Source organism: Ralstonia sp. 22086, from assembly GCF_052045975.1.
GTDB lineage: Bacteria > Pseudomonadota > Gammaproteobacteria > Burkholderiales > Burkholderiaceae > Ralstonia > Ralstonia wenshanensis.
The window spans coordinates 434,730-449,566 of record NZ_JBQEPZ010000004.1 but is presented as its reverse complement, the minus strand read 5'-3'; the positions used below and the strand labels follow the sequence as shown (position 1 = coordinate 449,566).

Annotated in this window: 13 protein-coding genes; 12 read left to right on the top strand and 1 reads right to left on the bottom strand. The window is 67.3% G+C overall.

Annotation, left to right across the window (positions count from 1 at the left end; translation table 11 throughout):
• Window positions 1–99: 99 nt before the first annotated feature.
• The 6 genes from ACTJK6_RS19365 to ACTJK6_RS19340 all read left to right on the top strand — a co-directional run bounded on the left by ACTJK6_RS19365 (window position 100) and on the right by ACTJK6_RS19340 (window position 8,724).
• A complete protein-coding gene (locus tag ACTJK6_RS19365; protein WP_440839875.1) occupies window positions 100–933 on the top strand; it encodes a p-hydroxycinnamoyl CoA hydratase/lyase in 834 nt (277 codons plus the stop codon).
• Between the two features lie 33 nt (window positions 934–966).
• Window positions 967–2,430, top strand: a complete 1,464-nt coding sequence (locus ACTJK6_RS19360; RefSeq protein ID WP_440839874.1) for an aldehyde dehydrogenase — start codon at window positions 967–969, stop codon at window positions 2,428–2,430.
• Between the two features lie 81 nt (window positions 2,431–2,511).
• A complete protein-coding gene (locus ACTJK6_RS19355) occupies window positions 2,512–4,416 on the top strand; it encodes a feruloyl-CoA synthase (RefSeq protein WP_440840047.1) in 1,905 nt (634 codons plus the stop codon).
• 60 nt (window positions 4,417–4,476) lie between these two features.
• A complete protein-coding gene (locus tag ACTJK6_RS19350; protein ID WP_440839873.1) occupies window positions 4,477–6,225 on the top strand; it encodes a tannase/feruloyl esterase family alpha/beta hydrolase in 1,749 nt (582 codons plus the stop codon).
• A gap of 29 nt (window positions 6,226–6,254) precedes the next feature.
• Window positions 6,255–7,475, top strand: a complete 1,221-nt coding sequence (gene mhpT / locus ACTJK6_RS19345; RefSeq protein ID WP_260803505.1) for a 3-(3-hydroxy-phenyl)propionate transporter MhpT — start codon at window positions 6,255–6,257, stop codon at window positions 7,473–7,475.
• Between the two features lie 112 nt (window positions 7,476–7,587).
• Window positions 7,588–8,724 carry a porin gene (locus tag ACTJK6_RS19340; protein ID WP_440839872.1) on the top strand — a complete coding sequence of 379 codons (1,137 nt, stop codon included), beginning with the start codon at window positions 7,588–7,590 and terminating at the stop codon, window positions 8,722–8,724.
• A 22-nt stretch (window positions 8,725–8,746) separates the two neighbouring features.
• Here the strand turns inward: ACTJK6_RS19340 and ACTJK6_RS19335 are convergent, their stop codons facing one another.
• Entirely contained in the window at window positions 8,747–9,607 is an 861-nt protein-coding gene (locus ACTJK6_RS19335) for an SDR family oxidoreductase (protein ID WP_260803503.1), read from the bottom strand.
• Window positions 9,608–9,764: 157 nt separating this feature from the next.
• Here ACTJK6_RS19335 and ACTJK6_RS19330 point away from each other — a divergent pair, with 157 nt between their 5' ends.
• From ACTJK6_RS19330 to ACTJK6_RS19305, 6 genes are all read left to right on the top strand, one after another.
• Window positions 9,765–10,256 (top strand): DUF421 domain-containing protein, encoded by a 492-nt coding sequence (locus ACTJK6_RS19330; RefSeq protein ID WP_232038906.1) that lies wholly within the window; start codon window positions 9,765–9,767, stop codon window positions 10,254–10,256.
• Between the two features lie 35 nt (window positions 10,257–10,291).
• Window positions 10,292–10,558, top strand: a complete 267-nt coding sequence (locus ACTJK6_RS19325) for a hypothetical protein (RefSeq protein ID WP_232038907.1) — start codon at window positions 10,292–10,294, stop codon at window positions 10,556–10,558.
• Between the two features lie 7 nt (window positions 10,559–10,565).
• Entirely contained in the window at window positions 10,566–11,837 is a 1,272-nt protein-coding gene (locus ACTJK6_RS19320) for an Nramp family divalent metal transporter (RefSeq protein WP_232038908.1), read from the top strand.
• Window positions 11,838–11,932: 95 nt separating this feature from the next.
• Complete coding sequence (locus ACTJK6_RS19315) at window positions 11,933–13,204, top strand: zinc-dependent alcohol dehydrogenase (protein ID WP_414563170.1); 1,272 nt, start codon at window positions 11,933–11,935, stop codon at window positions 13,202–13,204.
• Entirely contained in the window at window positions 13,201–13,923 is a 723-nt protein-coding gene (locus ACTJK6_RS19310; RefSeq protein ID WP_260803500.1) for a PIG-L deacetylase family protein, read from the top strand. The genes ACTJK6_RS19315 and ACTJK6_RS19310 overlap by 4 nt, the downstream gene beginning before the upstream one ends.
• Window positions 13,907–14,830 (top strand): glycosyltransferase family 2 protein, encoded by a 924-nt coding sequence (locus ACTJK6_RS19305; protein WP_440475733.1) that lies wholly within the window; start codon window positions 13,907–13,909, stop codon window positions 14,828–14,830. Before ACTJK6_RS19310 ends, ACTJK6_RS19305 begins: the two co-directional genes overlap by 17 nt.
• Window positions 14,831–14,837: the final 7 nt, after the last annotated feature.

The window sequence follows — 14,837 nt, the reverse complement described above, 5'->3', positions numbered from 1 at the left end:
ATATCAGGTTGCCTGATATTAAATGGGCACCAAGCTGAGACGCGCCGCACACACAAGGCGGCGGGCGTCTCAAGCAGCCGACAGATCAAGGAGATGGAAATGGCTGATTACCAAGGGCGCTGGCAGACCGTGGACGTGAAGGTGGACCAGGGCATTGCATGGGTGACGTTCAACCGCCCGGAGAAGCGCAACGCCATGAGCCCGACGCTCAACTCGGAAATGATCCAGGTGCTCGAAGCGCTGGAGCTGGATGCCGATGCCAAGGTGCTGGTGCTGACCGGCGCGGGCGATGCCTGGACGGCGGGCATGGACCTGAAGGAATACTTCCGCGAAGTGGACGCGGGCCCGGAGATCCTGCAGGAGAAGATCCGCCGCGATGCCTGCCAGTGGCAATGGAAGCTGCTGCGCATGTATGCCAAGCCGACCATCGCGATGGTCAACGGCTGGTGCTTCGGCGGCGGGTTCTCGCCGCTGGTGGCGTGCGATCTGGCGATTGCGGCAGACGAGGCCACCTTCGGCCTGTCGGAAATCAACTGGGGCATCCCGCCGGGCAACCTGGTCAGCAAGGCGATGGCCGATACCGTGGGCCACCGCCAGGCGCTTTACTACATCATGACCGGCGAAACCTTCACCGGCCAGCAGGCTGCCGCCATGGGCCTCGTCAACGAGAGCGTGCCGCGTGTCCACCTGCGCGCCCGCACTGTGGCGCTGGCCGAGAAGCTGCTGGAAAAGAACCCGGTGGTGCTGCGTGCCGCCAAGCACGGCTTCAAGCGCAGCCGCGAGCTGACGTGGGAGCAGAACGAGGATTACCTGTACGCCAAGCTCGACCAGGCCACGCTGCGGGACCCGGAGGGCGGTCGCGAGCAGGGCCTCAAGCAGTTCCTGGACGACAAGTCGATCAAGCCGGGCCTGCAGGCGTACAAGCGCGCCTGATCCGCTCCCTCCAACGCCCCCGGAGACGAACCCATGCCTGACGTGACTCAGCTTGTGACCCTGCTGATCGGCGGACAAAGCCGGCCGGCCGCCAACGGTGCCACCTTCGAGCGCCGCAACCCCGTCAACGACGCGGTCGCATCGCGCGCGTCGGCGGCCACGCTGGAGGATGCCGACGCCGCTGTCCAGGCTGCCGCCGATGCCTTTCCCGCGTGGGCAGCGCTACCGCCGGGCGAGCGCCGCAAGCGCCTGCTCAAGGCCGCCGAGTTGATGGACCAGCACACCGACGCCTTCATCCGCGCCGGCGCGGCCGAAACCGGCGCCAGCCCCAACTGGATCGGCTTCAACGTCATGCTGGCGGCCAACATGCTGCGCGAAGCCGCATCCATGACCACGCAGATCGACGGCAGCGTCATCCCGTCTGATGTGCCGGGCAACTTTGCGATGGCCGTGCGCCAGCCGTGCGGCGTGGTGCTCGGCATTGCACCGTGGAACGCGCCGGTGATCCTGGGCACGCGTGCGCTGGCGATGCCGCTGGCATGCGGCAACACCGTCGTGCTCAAGGCATCGGAGCTGTGCCCGGGCGTGCACCGGCTGATCGGCACCGTGCTGCAGGAGGCCGGTCTGGGCGATGGCGTGGTCAACGTGGTGACCAACGCCCCGGCCGATGCGGCCCAGGTGGTCGAACGCCTGATCGCGCATCCGGCCGTGCGCCGTGTGAACTTTACGGGTTCGACGCACGTGGGGCGCATCATTGCGCAGCATGCGGCGCGGCATCTGAAGCCTGCGCTGTTGGAACTGGGCGGCAAGGCGCCGGTGCTGGTGTTGGACGACGCGGACCTGGATGCCGCGGTGGACGCGATTGCGTTTGGCGCATTCTTCAACCAGGGGCAGATCTGCATGTCGACCGAACGCGTCATCGCCGATCGCAAGATTGCCGATGCCCTTGTCGACAAGCTGGCCGCCAAGGCACGCACGCTTCGCGCGGGTGACCCGACCGATGCCACCGCGCAACTGGGCGCGATGGTCAGCGTGGATGCGGCCAAGCGCGTGCAGGCGCTGGTGGAAGATGCCCGTGCGCACGGCGCTGCGCTGCCCGTCGGCCTGCATATGGATGGCGCCATCGTGCAGCCCGCCATCGTGGATGGCGTGACACCCGCCATGCGGTTGTACAACGAGGAATCGTTTGGCCCTGTCGTGACGGTGGCGCGCGTGGACGGCGATGAAGAGGCAATCCGCCTGGCCAACGACAGTGAATACGGCTTGTCGGCCGCCGTGTTCAGCCGCGATGTGTCGCGCGCCATGCGAGTCGCGCAGCGTATCGAATCGGGCATCTGCCACATCAACGGCCCCACCGTGCACGACGAGGCACAGATGCCGTTTGGCGGCGTGAAGAGCAGCGGTTACGGCCGTTTTGGCGGCAAGGCGTCGATTGCGGAATTTACGGAGCTGCGCTGGATCACCTTGCAGAATACGCCGCGCCACTATCCGATTTAACCGATCTGAAGTTCGGCAGCCGCCCACCACAACCATAAAACGGGCGGCGCATTCAGGAGACAAGACGTGAATCACGTCGAAATGCAGGCTCAAGGCCCGCAGGTTCAACCCGGGCACCACACGCCGCCCCCGGCAGGTGTGCCAGATCACCCCTACAGGCAGGTCGCCGTGAGCGATGCGCCTGCGCGTTGCGAGACGGACGCGCGCGACCGCACTGTCTGGCACGTGCGCAATACCGAGGCGCTTGCCGAGCATCCGCAACGCATGACGGACTGCCTGGTCGCGGGCGCGCAGCGCCATCCGGATCGTGTGCTGGCTGCACGCCGTGGAGCCGACGGCGCGTGGATCAAGCTGACGTATCGCGAGATGCTGGAGCGCGCCCGCGCCATCGGCCAGGCGCTGCTGGATCGCGGCGTCAGCACCGAACGCCCGCTGGCGATTCTGTCCGGCAACGATCTTGAGCACTTGCAGCTGGCGCTGGGCGCCATGTGGGCGGGTGTGCCCTACGCGCCGGTGTCGCCGCCGTATGCATTGGTGTCGACGGATTTCGGCAAGCTGCGGCATGTGTTCGACGTGCTCACACCGGGGCTCGTCTATGCGGCAGATGGCGCGGCCTTTGCCAACGCCATTGATGCGGTGGTGCCGGAGGGCGTGGAGGTCATCACGCGCGACGGCGTATTGCCCCGGCGCAGCGCTACAGCCTTCGACACGCTCCTGCAGACGCCCGTAACGACCGCAGACGCCGCACAGGCCGCGACCGGTCCCGACACGCTGGTGAAGGTGCTCTTCACCTCCGGCTCGACGCGCGTGCCCAAAGCAGTGCCGACCACGCACCGCATGCTGTGCAGCAACCAGCAGATGCTGCGCCAGACGATTCCCGAATTCGCCAAGGAGCCGCCGGTGCTGGTGGACTGGCTGCCCTGGAACCACACCTTTGGCGGCAGCCACAACGTTGGCATCGTGCTCTACAACGGCGGCACGCTTTACATCGATGACGGCCGCCCGGTGCCCGGCAAATTCGACGAAACCCTGCGCAACCTGCACGAGATCGCACCCACCGCGTACTTCAACGTGCCCAAGGGGTGGGAAGAACTCGCGCTGGCGCTGGAACGGGACCCGGCCCTGCGCGAGACTTTCTTCTCGCGCGTGAAGCTGTACTTCTTTGGCGGTGCCGGGCTGTCGCAAGAGGCATGGGATAGGCTGGAGCGCGTGACCGGCCAGCACTGCGGCGAGCGCATCCGCATCATGGCCGGCCTGGGCATGACCGAGACCTCGCCGTGCTGCCTGTTCACCACCGCGCCGATCATGCGCTCGGGCTACGTCGGCACGCCGGCGCCGGGCTGCGAACTCAAGCTCGTGCCCGTGGGCGACAAGCTGGAGGCGCGCTTTCGCGGCCCGCACGTCATGCGTGGCTACTGGCGCCTGGGCGAAGAGCCTGCCGCGCCGGTCTTTGATGAAGACGGCTATTACTGCAGCGGTGACGCGCTGCGTTTCTACGATCCGGAGCACCCCGAGAAAGGCCTCGTCTTCGATGGCCGCATCGCGGAGGACTTCAAGCTCAGCTCCGGCACCTTCGTGAGCGTGGGGCCGTTGCGCGCCCGCGTGATCGCGGCGGGCGCGCCGTATGTGCAGGACGTGGTGATTGCCGGCATGAACCGCGATGACATCGGCTTGCTCGTGTTTCCGCAAATGGAGCGATGCCGCGGCCTGTCTGGCCTGCCGCCCACCGCGAGCACAGCCGAAGTGCTGGCCGCCCCCGCCGTGCGCGCCGCATTTGCCGCGCTGCTGCACGAGCTGAACGCCACGGCCACCGGCAGTGCGACGCGCGTGGCGCGGCTGCTGTTGCTTGACGCTCCCCCATCGCTGGACCGGGGCGAGGTCACCGACAAGGGCACGCTCAACCAGCGCGCCGTGCTGGCCCACCGTGCCGAGCAGGTCGACACGCTGTATCGCGATGGCGATCCCGCTGTCATCCGCGCGGGCTGATTCCAACGCAGCAATCCGACCAACCGGCAAAGACCGGTTCATCCACCCAGGAGAAGACACATGAAGACCGTCATGTCACGGGGCATGGCGCTGGCCGCGCTCGCCCTCGCGCTGAGCTGCGCCGGCTGCAACGACGACAGCACAGGCGACGCATCAACGTCGCAGGCATCGCAACTGCCACAGCTCACGCCCGCTACGGGGTTGAATCTCGCCAGCGCGTGCGAGAGCTTTGCCGGCAAGCTGAGTTTTGCCAACACCAGCATCACCGCCATCTCGACCGTGGCGGCAGGCACGTTGAGCGTGGGCGGCAACGCCGTGCCCGAGCACTGCCTGATCACCGGCACCATGAACACGCGGGTGAGCCCGGTGGATGGCAAGACCTACGCCATCGGTTTTGAAATGCGCCTGCCCAAGGCGTGGAACGGTCGCTTCTACTACCAGGCCAACGGCGGGCTGGATGGCTCGGTGGTGACTGCGCTCGGCACGCTCGGCGGCGGTCCCATCAGCAGTGCGCTGGGCTCCGGGTTTGCCGTCATCAGTTCGGATGCAGGGCATAACGGCAGCCAGGTGCCGCTGTTCGGGCGCGACCCGCAGGCCCGCCTCGACTACGGCTACAACGCCGTCGCCACACTTACGCCGATGGCCAAGTCGATGATCGCGCAGGTGTACGGCAAGGCGCCCGACCGCAGCTACTTTGGCGGGTGCTCCAACGGCGGGCGTCACGCGATGGTGGCCGCTGCACGTTCGGCCAATGCGTATGACGGCATCGTGGCCGGCGACCCGGGCTTCCATCTGCCCAAGGCAGCCATCAACGAGGTGTACAGCGCGCAGCAACTGGCGACGGTGGCGACAGCCAACACCAGTGCTGGCTTTCCAGACATCACGACGTCTCTGACCGCCACCGAGCGCGCCATGGTGGCCAGCCACGTGCTCGCCAAGTGCGATGCGCTGGACGGCACGACCGACGGCATGGTCAACAACCTCAAGGCGTGCCAGACCGCCTTCAGTCTCGCCAACGATGTGCCGACCTGCACCGGCGCCCGTGACGGCACCTGCCTCACCGCCGCGCAGAAGACGGTAATGGCCAACCTGTTTGCCGGCGCGCACAACAGCGCAGGGCAGGCGTTGTACTCGGGCTTTTCATTTGACGCCGGCATCAGCGGCAGCAACTGGGCGGCCTGGAAGCAAGGCAACTCGATCCAGCTCGACCCCGCCGCCCTGGCGTTCGTGTTTACGACCACGCCGCAGCCGGCGTCGGCCATCACGTCGCTCACCGCGTATGGCCTGGCGTTCAACATGGACACCGACGCGCCGAAGATCTTCGCCACTGACGCCACGTACACCGAATCCGCCTGGTCGTTCATGACGCCGCCCGATGAGACCAACCTGGGCACGCTCAAGGGGCGCGGCGCCAAGCTGATGGTCTATCACGGCACGAGCGACCCGGTGTTCTCGTCCGACGACACGACGGATTGGTACCAGCGCCTGGCCGCAGCCAACGGTGGCGATGCCAGCAACTTCGCGCGCTTCTATCCGGTGCCCGGCATGAACCACTGCGCGGGCGGGCCGACCGCCGACCAGTTCGACATGCTCACGCCGCTGGTGGCCTGGGTGGAACACGGCGTGGCGCCCGACAGCGTGGTCGCCACGGCGCGCGGCCCTGCCAACGCCGTGCCCAATGCCGAAGTGCCCAGCGACTGGAATGCAACCGGCCACGACCGCACGCGCCCGCTGTGCGCCTACCCGAAGAACGCCCGCTATACGGGCACCGGCAACATCAACGACGCCTCGAGCTTCAGTTGCCAATGACGGCCGCCCAACATCCGGAAGGAGACGCCATGCAAACCACCACCACGACGTTGAGCCGGGAGAACGTCGGCCCCGGTGTCGCCATGACCCTTGCGCTGTGCTTCATCGTTGCGCTGCTTGAAGGGCTCGATCTGCAATCCATCGGTGTGGCCGCGCCGCGCATGGCGCGTGAGTTCGGCCTGTCGGTCGGGCAGATGGGCCTGGCATTCAGCGCCGGCACGTTCGGCCTGTTGCCGGGGGCCATGCTGGGCGGCCGCCTGGCCGATCGCATCGGCCGCAAGCGCGTGCTGATCCTGGCGACGGCGCTGTTCGGCATCTTTTCGATCGCCACCGCGCACGTGTGGGATTTCAACAGCCTGTTGATGATCCGCGTGGCCACCGGCATCGGCCTGGGTGCCGCCATGCCCAACCTGATCGCGCTGTGTGCTGAGGCAGTACCCACACGCCTGCGCAACACCGCCGTGAGCGTCATGTATTGCGGCATCCCGTTTGGCGGCGCCATCGCCGCGGTGGTCGGCATGTTGAGCGCGGGCGATTCCGGTTGGCGCCATATCTTTTACGTGGGCGGCTTCGGCCCGCTGGTGGTGGTGCCGCTGCTGCTGACGCTGCAGGAATCGCGCCGGTTCGACAGCGCACAGCGTGGCGCCATCCAGCCACCGCCCGTGTCATGGGCGCTGTTTGGCGAGCGCCGCACGGCCGCCACGCTGTTCCTGTGGGTCAGCTATTTCTTCACGCTGATCGTGCTGTATTTCCTGCTCAACTGGCTGCCTTCGCTGATGGCCGCGCAGGGGCTGAGCCGGCCGCAGGTGGGCATGGTGCAGATCCTGTTCAACATCGGCGGTGGCGCAGGTGCGTTGGGCATCGGCATGCTGATGGACGCGGCGCGCCCACGCTGGGTGGTGTCGGGCATGTATGTCGGCATCATCGCGGCGCTGTCGTTGCTGGCCGCTGCGGGCGGTATGGCGTCGATGTCGGCCGGTGCCTTCATGGCCGGGCTGTTCGTGATCGGCGCGCAGTCGGTGCTGTATGCGCTGGCGGCGGCGTACTACCCGACCGTCGTGCGCGGCACCGGCGTGGGCGCGGCGGTGGCGGTGGGCCGGCTCGGCTCGATCGCAGGGCCGCTGCTGGCGGGCCAGTTGCTGGCGATGGGGCAGCACGCCACCACGATCATCGGCGCCAGCATCCCGGTCACAATCATCGCGGCGCTGGCTGCGCTGCTGCTGCTCAAGCGGCCACGCGTGCAGGACTGACACAGCGGTTCTTCAGCGCCGTCCGCCCGGATGGCGCCTTCCCACGTATTCCAAACTGCCGGCTCGCCAGACATGGGGGGCGGGACCGGCTCGACCCTAGGAGGGGCCCCACATGCAAACCACCACCTTGCGCACGCACTGTCTCGCACTGGCAGCGGCCACGAGCGCACTCGCCAGCGGCGCGGCCAACGCGCAGAGCGTCACGCTCTACGGCCTGATCGACACCGGCATCGAATACGTGAGCCACGCCAATGCCAACGGCAACGGCCTCACGCGCATCCCGTCGGTCACGGGCACGCTGCCCTCACGCTGGGGCTTGCGCGGCGCGGAAGACCTGGGCAACGGCATGAAGGCCGTGTTCACGCTGGAAAGCGGTTTCAACACCGACACCGGCACCTCCGGCCAGGGCGGCCGCCTGTTCGGCCGGCAGGCATGGGTCGGGCTCGCAAGCGATTACGGCACCGTCACGCTGGGTCGGCAGTACAGCATGGTGTTTCTGTCGCTGGCCGATGCTGACATCCTCGGCCCCAGCCAATACGCCATCGGTTCACTGGACGCGTACATTCCCAACGCGCGCACGGACAACACCATCGCTTACAAAGGCACCTTCAGCGGCCTGACAGTGGGCGCTACGTATTCGTTCGGGCGTGATGCGGCGGGCGGTGTGCCGGCGTCCGGCACCTGTGCAGGGGAAGCGGCGGGCAACGCATCGGCGTGCCGTGCCATGTCGGCGATGGTGAAATACGACGCGGCCACCTTTGGCGTGGCCGGCGCCTACGAGGAGCAACGCGGCGGCACCGGCGCCACCGCATCGTTCTTTAACGGCAGCGCGCCCATCGCGCTTACCGATGCGGGCGACAAGGACCGCCGCATCGTCGCCAACGGCTACGTGAAACTCGGTAACGCCAAGCTTGGCGTCGGCTGGATCGGTCGCCACGTGCAGGCCGTTGCCGGCGACGTGCGCTCGAACCTGTATTTCGTCAACGGCAGCTATCCACTCACGGGCGCGCTCACGCTGGATGCAGGGCTGATCCGCCTCGTGAACGCCGACCAGAGCCGCAGCGCGACGATGGCTGTGGTGCGCGGCGTTTATGCGTTGTCCAAGCGGACCGCGTTGTACGCGCAGACGGGCTATCTCTGGAACAGCGCTAACGCGCAATATTCCGTCAGCGGCGGAGGCGGCGGCACCACGCCTGCCAAGGGCGTGAACCAGCTCGGCGCGATGGTGGGGATGCGGACGGCGTTTTGATGAAGGGCGGGGAGGCGCTCCGTCACCCATTGACGATCTCCCCCCCATTCGGATGCAGCGTCTGCCCCGTCATGTAGCTCGCATCGGCAGACGCCAGAAAGATGTAGCAGGGTGCCACTTCATCCGGCTGGCCAGCCCGGCCTAGTGGCTCCTTGCTGCCGAATTTGGCGACGTGCTCGGCATCGAAGGTGGACGGAATCAACGGGGTCCAGATGGGCCCCGGCGCCACGGCGTTCACCAGGATGCCCTTGTCCGCCAATTGCTGCGCCAGTGAGCGCGTGAACGCCACGATCGCGCCCTTGGTGGCGGCGTAGTCCACCAGATGGCCGCTGCCGCGGAACGCCGTCACAGACGTGGTCGTGATGATGCGCGCGCCTTCATGCAGGTGCGGCAGCGCGGCACGGATCAAATAGAACATCGCAAAGACGTTGGTACGGAACGTGCGCTCCAGTTGAGCGGCATCGATGTCGGCCAGGCTTTGCTGCGGGTGCTGTTCTGCGGCATTGCTGACCACGAGGTCGATCTTGCCGAACATGGCCACCGCCTGCGTGACTACCGCGCGGGCATGCGCTTCGTCGCCCAGGTCGCCGGCAATGGCTTCGCAGCGGCGGCCGGTCGCGCGGACGAGGCGGCAGGTCTGGTTGGCGTCGTCGTGTTCGTCCAGGTAGGCGATCAGCACGTCGGCGCCTTCCTTGGCGAAGCCGATGGCCACCGCGCGCCCGATGCCGCTGTCGCCGCCGGTGACGATGGCCACCTTGTCTGCCAGCTTGCCGCTGCCGATGTAGTTCTCCATTTCGGCGCGCGGGCGTGGCGTCATGTCGCTCTCGGCGCCGGGCTGGCGGTCTTGATGCTGTGGCGGTTGCTGCTGTGGCTGGTCTGGCATGGCGGGCTCGCTATGAGAGGGTGGATACACCGGCTTTCAGCACACGGCATGCCATTGCGCCTGAACGCGGCGTGAGATGCACTCGCGTGCGCATGCCGTGCGGCACGCCGCTTGCTCTGCTGGTGGAACAGACTCCACATCGACCACGGGAGGCGCCATGGACACGCTGCTGTTCCTGTTTGGCGAAGGCAAGGATCTCAACCCGCTGCAAACCGCGATGCGCGCGGTGGTCGTGTTCGCCATTGGGCTGGCGCTGGTGCGCCTGTCGGGCCGGCGCTCGTTCGGGCAGCGTGCGCCGTTCGACTTCGTTGTTGCCGTGTTGCTGGGGGCAACGCTGAGCCGTGCGATTGTCGGCGCGTCGCCGTTTGTGGCCACGGTGTCGGCGTCGCTCGCGCTGGTGGCCGTGCACCGCCTGCTGGGCTGGGCGTGCGTGCGGCTGCCGAAGCTCGACCGGCTCATCGCGGGCCGCGAACGCGAGGTCTATCGCGAAGGGCGCTTCGACCAAGGCCAGATGGATGCGGCGCTCATCACCGTGGGCGATTTGCAAGAGAGCGTGCGCCAGACCCTGGGCTCACGCACGCTGGAGGACGTGGAGGCCGCCATTCTGGAGCGCAACGGACAGGTCAGCCTGATCCGCAAGCGCCGCTGATTTTGCACACCCGCACACCCACACTGGAGCCAACCATGCGAGACAAGCAACAGCAGGAAAACCGAGACGCCGAACAACGCAAGGCTGATTGGGAACAGGCTGATTCGCACCGCAAGCCGGGGGACCGGCCGGCCAATGCAGAGGTGGGCCGCACCGGCAGCACGGCACCCAAGCCGCAGAGCCCGCACGACACGCTGCGCCGCATGCGCCAGGGCGAGGTGCCGCCTGGCATTACGCGCGACAAGCTGCACGACCCCGGAGACCAGACGCCCGGCGCTTCGCCCACAGATAACCGCAGCTGAGCGCAACGTGCCCGCCGCAGACGACGCCCCGTGGTACCGCCGGTTGGGGCCCGGCCTTATCACGGGCGCCGCGGATGACGACCCGAGCGGGATCGCCACCTATGCGCAAGCCGGTGCGCAAATGGGTACCGGCATGCTGTGGACGCTGTTGCTGACGCTGCCCCTGATGATTTCCATCCAGCTCGTCAGCGCGCGCTTGGGGCGGGTGTCGGGCCGGGGGGTGGTCGCAAACATCCGGCGGCATCAGTCGCCGTGGCTCGCGTATGCGTTTGTCGCGCTGGTGACGCTTGCCAACATCATCAATGTGGGCGCCGACATCGCGGCCATGGGCGACAGCGTGCGCCTGCTACTGGGTGGCTCGACAGCGTGGTATGCGTGCCTGTTTGCCGTCTTTACGCTCGTGCTGCAAGTCTGGATGCCGTACCGCCGCTATGCGCGCTATCTGCAATGGACCGCGCTGTCGCTGCTGGCATACGTGGCCACGGCGTTTGTCGTGAAGGTGGACTGGGCGCACGCGTTGCACGACACCGTGGTCCCCCGGCTGCATTGGTCGAAAGACTATGCAATGACGCTCGTCGCCGTGTTCGGCACCACCATCAGCCCCTATCTGTTTGTGTGGCAGGCCGCGGGCGAAGTGGAAGAGACGCGGCTGGCCGAAGACGAAGCGCCGCTCAAGAAAGCGCCGTGGCAGGCAAAGGACCAGCTCGCACGCATCCGCATCGACACGACGGTCGGGATGGTGGTGTCGGCGCTGATCGCCTTCTGCATCATGTTGACGGCCGCCTACGCGCTGCACACGCACGGCGTGACGCAAATCGAGACCTGCGCCCAGGCCGCTGAAGCGCTCAAGCCCGTGGCCGGCCGCTTTGCGCAGGCATTGTTTGCCCTGGGCGTGATCGGCACGGGGCTGCTGGCTGTGCCGGTGCTGGCGGGCTCCGCCGCCTATGCCGCCGCCGAGGCCTTCCAGTGGCACAGCAGCCTGGAGGCCAAGGTGCACCGTGCGCCCAAGTTCTACCTGTTCCTGGCGCTTGTGATGGCGGTGGCCACGGTGATGGTGTTCCTGCCCATCGAGCCGTTCAAGCTGCTGTATTGGGCCGCCGTGCTCAATGGCGTGGCGGCTACGCCCGTCATGGTGATGCTGCAGTTGATGTCGCGCCGGAAGTCCGTGATGGGGCCGTTCCCCAGTTCACGGCTGCTGCATGGCACCGCTTGGGTGGCGACCCTGTGCATGTGCGCCAGTACCTTGCTGTTCTTTGCGCTGGCTGTGCAGGGGTCGTAAAAAGGGCGGTCGGCCTGCGCAGGCACCGGGGTTGCGTGTCTTGGGCAAAACCGCGCAACAGGCGCGGTGTCCTGTTCACCAACCAGGGGTCAATCATGAAAGCTGTCGTATTTCACGGCATCGGTGACATTCGTCTGGAAGACGTGCCCGAGCCGACACTGCGCGAGCCCACCGACGCCATCGTGCGTCTGACGGCCAGTGCCATCTGCGGGACGGATCTGCACTTCGTGCGCGGCACCATGGCCGATGTGAAGGAGGGGCGCATCCTCGGCCACGAAGGCGTGGGCGTGGTGGAAGCGCTGGGCGACGATGTGCGCAATCTGTCGGTGGGTGATCGGGTGGTGATCCCCTCCACCATTGCATGCGGTGCGTGCGCATATTGCCGTGCAGGCTACACCGCGCAATGTGACGTGGCGAATCCGCACGGGCACCTGGCCGGCACGTCGTTCTACGGCGGCCCGGAGGAAGCCGGCGGGTTTGACGGCTTGCAGGCCGAGAAGGCGCGTGTACCTTTTGCGCACGTCAACCTCGTCAAGCTGCCCGACGAGGTGTCGGACGACCAGGCGATCTTGCTGTCGGACATCTTTCCCACGGGCTACTTCGGCGCCGATCTGGCCAACATCAAGCCAGGCCACACCGTTGCCGTGTTCGGGGCAGGGCCGGTCGGCCAGTTTGTGATTGCCTCGGCCAAGTTGATGGGTGCCGGGCGCATCTTTGCGGTGGACCATGTGGCCGACAGGCTCGACATGGCCCGCGCGCAAGGCGCCGAGGTGATCGACTTCGAGCGTGAAGACCCCGTGCAGACGTTGCGCCGGCTCACGGGCGGCATTGGTGTGGATTGCGCCGTCGATGCCGTGGGTGTGGATGCCCAGCATGCCGACCACGGCCCCGCCCGCCCTGACGACAAGACCGCCGAAGCGTTTGCCGCCGAGCGCAAGGCCACCACCCCGCAAGCGCGCGGCACGGGCGCCGTATCCGACGCGAACGAGAACGCGCCGTGGCAAGCCGGCGACGCCCCATCGCAAGCGCTGCGCTGGGCGGTCGAAGGGTTGGCCAAGGCAGGCACGCTGTCGATCATCGGCGTGTACCCGCCCAACGACACGACGTTTCCCATCGGCATGGCGATGAACAAGAACCTGACCATCCGCATGGGCAACTGCAACCACCGGCGCTATCTGCCCAAGCTCGTGGAACTGGTCCGCACGGGCGCCATTGATCCGGCGACGGTGTTGTCGGTGCGCGAGCCGATGGCGGCGGCACTCGACGCCTACCGCGCCTTCGACACGCGCGAGCCGGGCTGGATGAAGGTGAAGCTCGATCCGCAAGCCACCGATGGCGCTCGCACGCCCCGCGCCTCACGGGCATGAGTCGGGAGCTGCATGATCGCGTCGCAAGCCTGGGGCCGGTGCTGGTGATTTCGCCGCACTTTGACGACGCGATCTTCTCGTGCGGCGCCTTGCTGGCTGCGCATCACGGCAGCCGTACCGTCACGGTGTTCGGCGGCGCGCCGCCAACGCCCGTGTCGACGGTGTGGGATCGCGACGCCGGCTTTGCCGATTCCAATGAAGCGGTAGCCGCGCGCCGGCAGGAAGACGCGCAGGCGCATGCGCAGGTGAGCGCCACGGTGCACCACCTCGGTTTTTGCGACAGCCAGTACGGGCAGACGCCCACCGTGACGGAGCTGGAGCGGGCGCTCTACCGCTTGGTGGAGAAGCGCACGGCAGATGCGGTGTTCGTGCCGCTCGGGCTGTTCCACAGCGATCACGTACTCGTGCACGAAGCGGCCCTGATGCTGATGCGTAAGGTGCCGCAACGCCTCTGGATCGGCTATGAGGATGCGCTGTACCGGCGCGGGCGCGGCGCCGTGCAGGACCGCATCGTTGCGCTGGCTGCGCAGGACATCGTTGCCACGCCGGTGTCGCCTGTCACGGCCGCCGATGGCCGCCGGAAGCGTCGCGCCGTGGCCTGTTACGCCAGCCAGCTGCGCGTCTTCGGCCCCGGCGGCGTGGAAGACCTGCACCAGCCCGAACGGTTCTGGCTGCTGGAACCCAAGCAAGGAGAATCCGATCATGCAACCGCTGGATGACGCCCGCCGGGCGCAGGCACCGTGCTCCATCGTCGTGCTCACGTACAACCGCGCGGCCACCGTGCTCGAGACGCTTGGCAAGCTGGTGGCGCTGGAGGAACCGTGGCCCATCGTGGTGGTGGACAACGGCTCGACCGACGGCACCGCCGACCAGATCGCCGCGCGCTTTCCTGACGTCGCCATCGTGCGTGCGCCGCGCAACTACGGCGCGGCTGGCCGCAACTTTGGCGTCGCCTCGGTCGATACACCGTACGTTGCCTTCTGCGATGACGACACCGCGTGGCTCCCAGGCTCCGTGGCACGCGCGGTCGATGTGCTGCAGCGGTACCCATCGGTGGGCGTGGTGGCGGCGCACGTGGTGGTTGGCCCCACGCGCCGCGACGACACCGCGTGCGAACCCATGGCCACCAGCACACTGCCCGCCGACGGTCTGCCGGGCCCCGCGCTGCTCGGCTTCATGGCCGGGGCGTGCGTGGCGCGCACGCGCGCATTTACCGAGGCGGGTGGCTACCGGCGCGACCTCTTTATCGGCGGCGAAGAAAGCGTGCTGGCGCTCGACCTGGTCGACGCAGGCTGGCGCATCGTCTACTGCCGGGAGGTGGTCACGCACCACAACCCCTCGCCGGTGCGAGACGTGATGCAGCGGCGGGCGCTGCTCACGCGCAACGAATTGCTGAGCGCCTGGCTTCGGTTGCCGCTGGACCTCGCGTGGCGGGTCACCGGCCGGGCGATACGTGCGATGGCCGAACAAGGCGTGCTTGCGGAGGCATTGCCCGCCGCGTTGGTCCGCCTGCCGCGCACCTTGTTGCGCCGGCATACCGTGCAGCCAACCACCGTGGCGCTGTGGCGGCAGATGGACGCCGACCGCCAGCGCCGCCGCGCCATCCCCACGCTGTCGGTCGGCTAACGCGGGC

Coding starts and splice junctions, on each gene's coding strand:
- ACTJK6_RS19365 (WP_440839875.1), top strand. CDS start 100: ATGGCTGATTACCAAGGGCGCTGGCAGACCGTGGACGTGAAGGTGGAC.
- mhpT (WP_260803505.1), top strand. CDS start 6,255: ATGCAAACCACCACCACGACGTTGAGCCGGGAGAACGTCGGCCCCGGT.
- ACTJK6_RS19310 (WP_260803500.1), top strand. CDS start 13,201: ATGAGTCGGGAGCTGCATGATCGCGTCGCAAGCCTGGGGCCGGTGCTG.
- ACTJK6_RS19335 (WP_260803503.1), bottom strand. CDS start 9,607: ATGCCAGACCAGCCACAGCAGCAACCGCCACAGCATCAAGACCGCCAG.
- ACTJK6_RS19330 (WP_232038906.1), top strand. CDS start 9,765: ATGGACACGCTGCTGTTCCTGTTTGGCGAAGGCAAGGATCTCAACCCG.
- ACTJK6_RS19340 (WP_440839872.1), top strand. CDS start 7,588: ATGCAAACCACCACCTTGCGCACGCACTGTCTCGCACTGGCAGCGGCC.
- ACTJK6_RS19315 (WP_414563170.1), top strand. CDS start 11,933: ATGAAAGCTGTCGTATTTCACGGCATCGGTGACATTCGTCTGGAAGAC.
- ACTJK6_RS19355 (WP_440840047.1), top strand. CDS start 2,512: ATGCAGGCTCAAGGCCCGCAGGTTCAACCCGGGCACCACACGCCGCCC.
- ACTJK6_RS19360 (WP_440839874.1), top strand. CDS start 967: ATGCCTGACGTGACTCAGCTTGTGACCCTGCTGATCGGCGGACAAAGC.
- ACTJK6_RS19350 (WP_440839873.1), top strand. CDS start 4,477: ATGAAGACCGTCATGTCACGGGGCATGGCGCTGGCCGCGCTCGCCCTC.
- ACTJK6_RS19325 (WP_232038907.1), top strand. CDS start 10,292: ATGCGAGACAAGCAACAGCAGGAAAACCGAGACGCCGAACAACGCAAG.
- ACTJK6_RS19305 (WP_440475733.1), top strand. CDS start 13,907: ATGCAACCGCTGGATGACGCCCGCCGGGCGCAGGCACCGTGCTCCATC.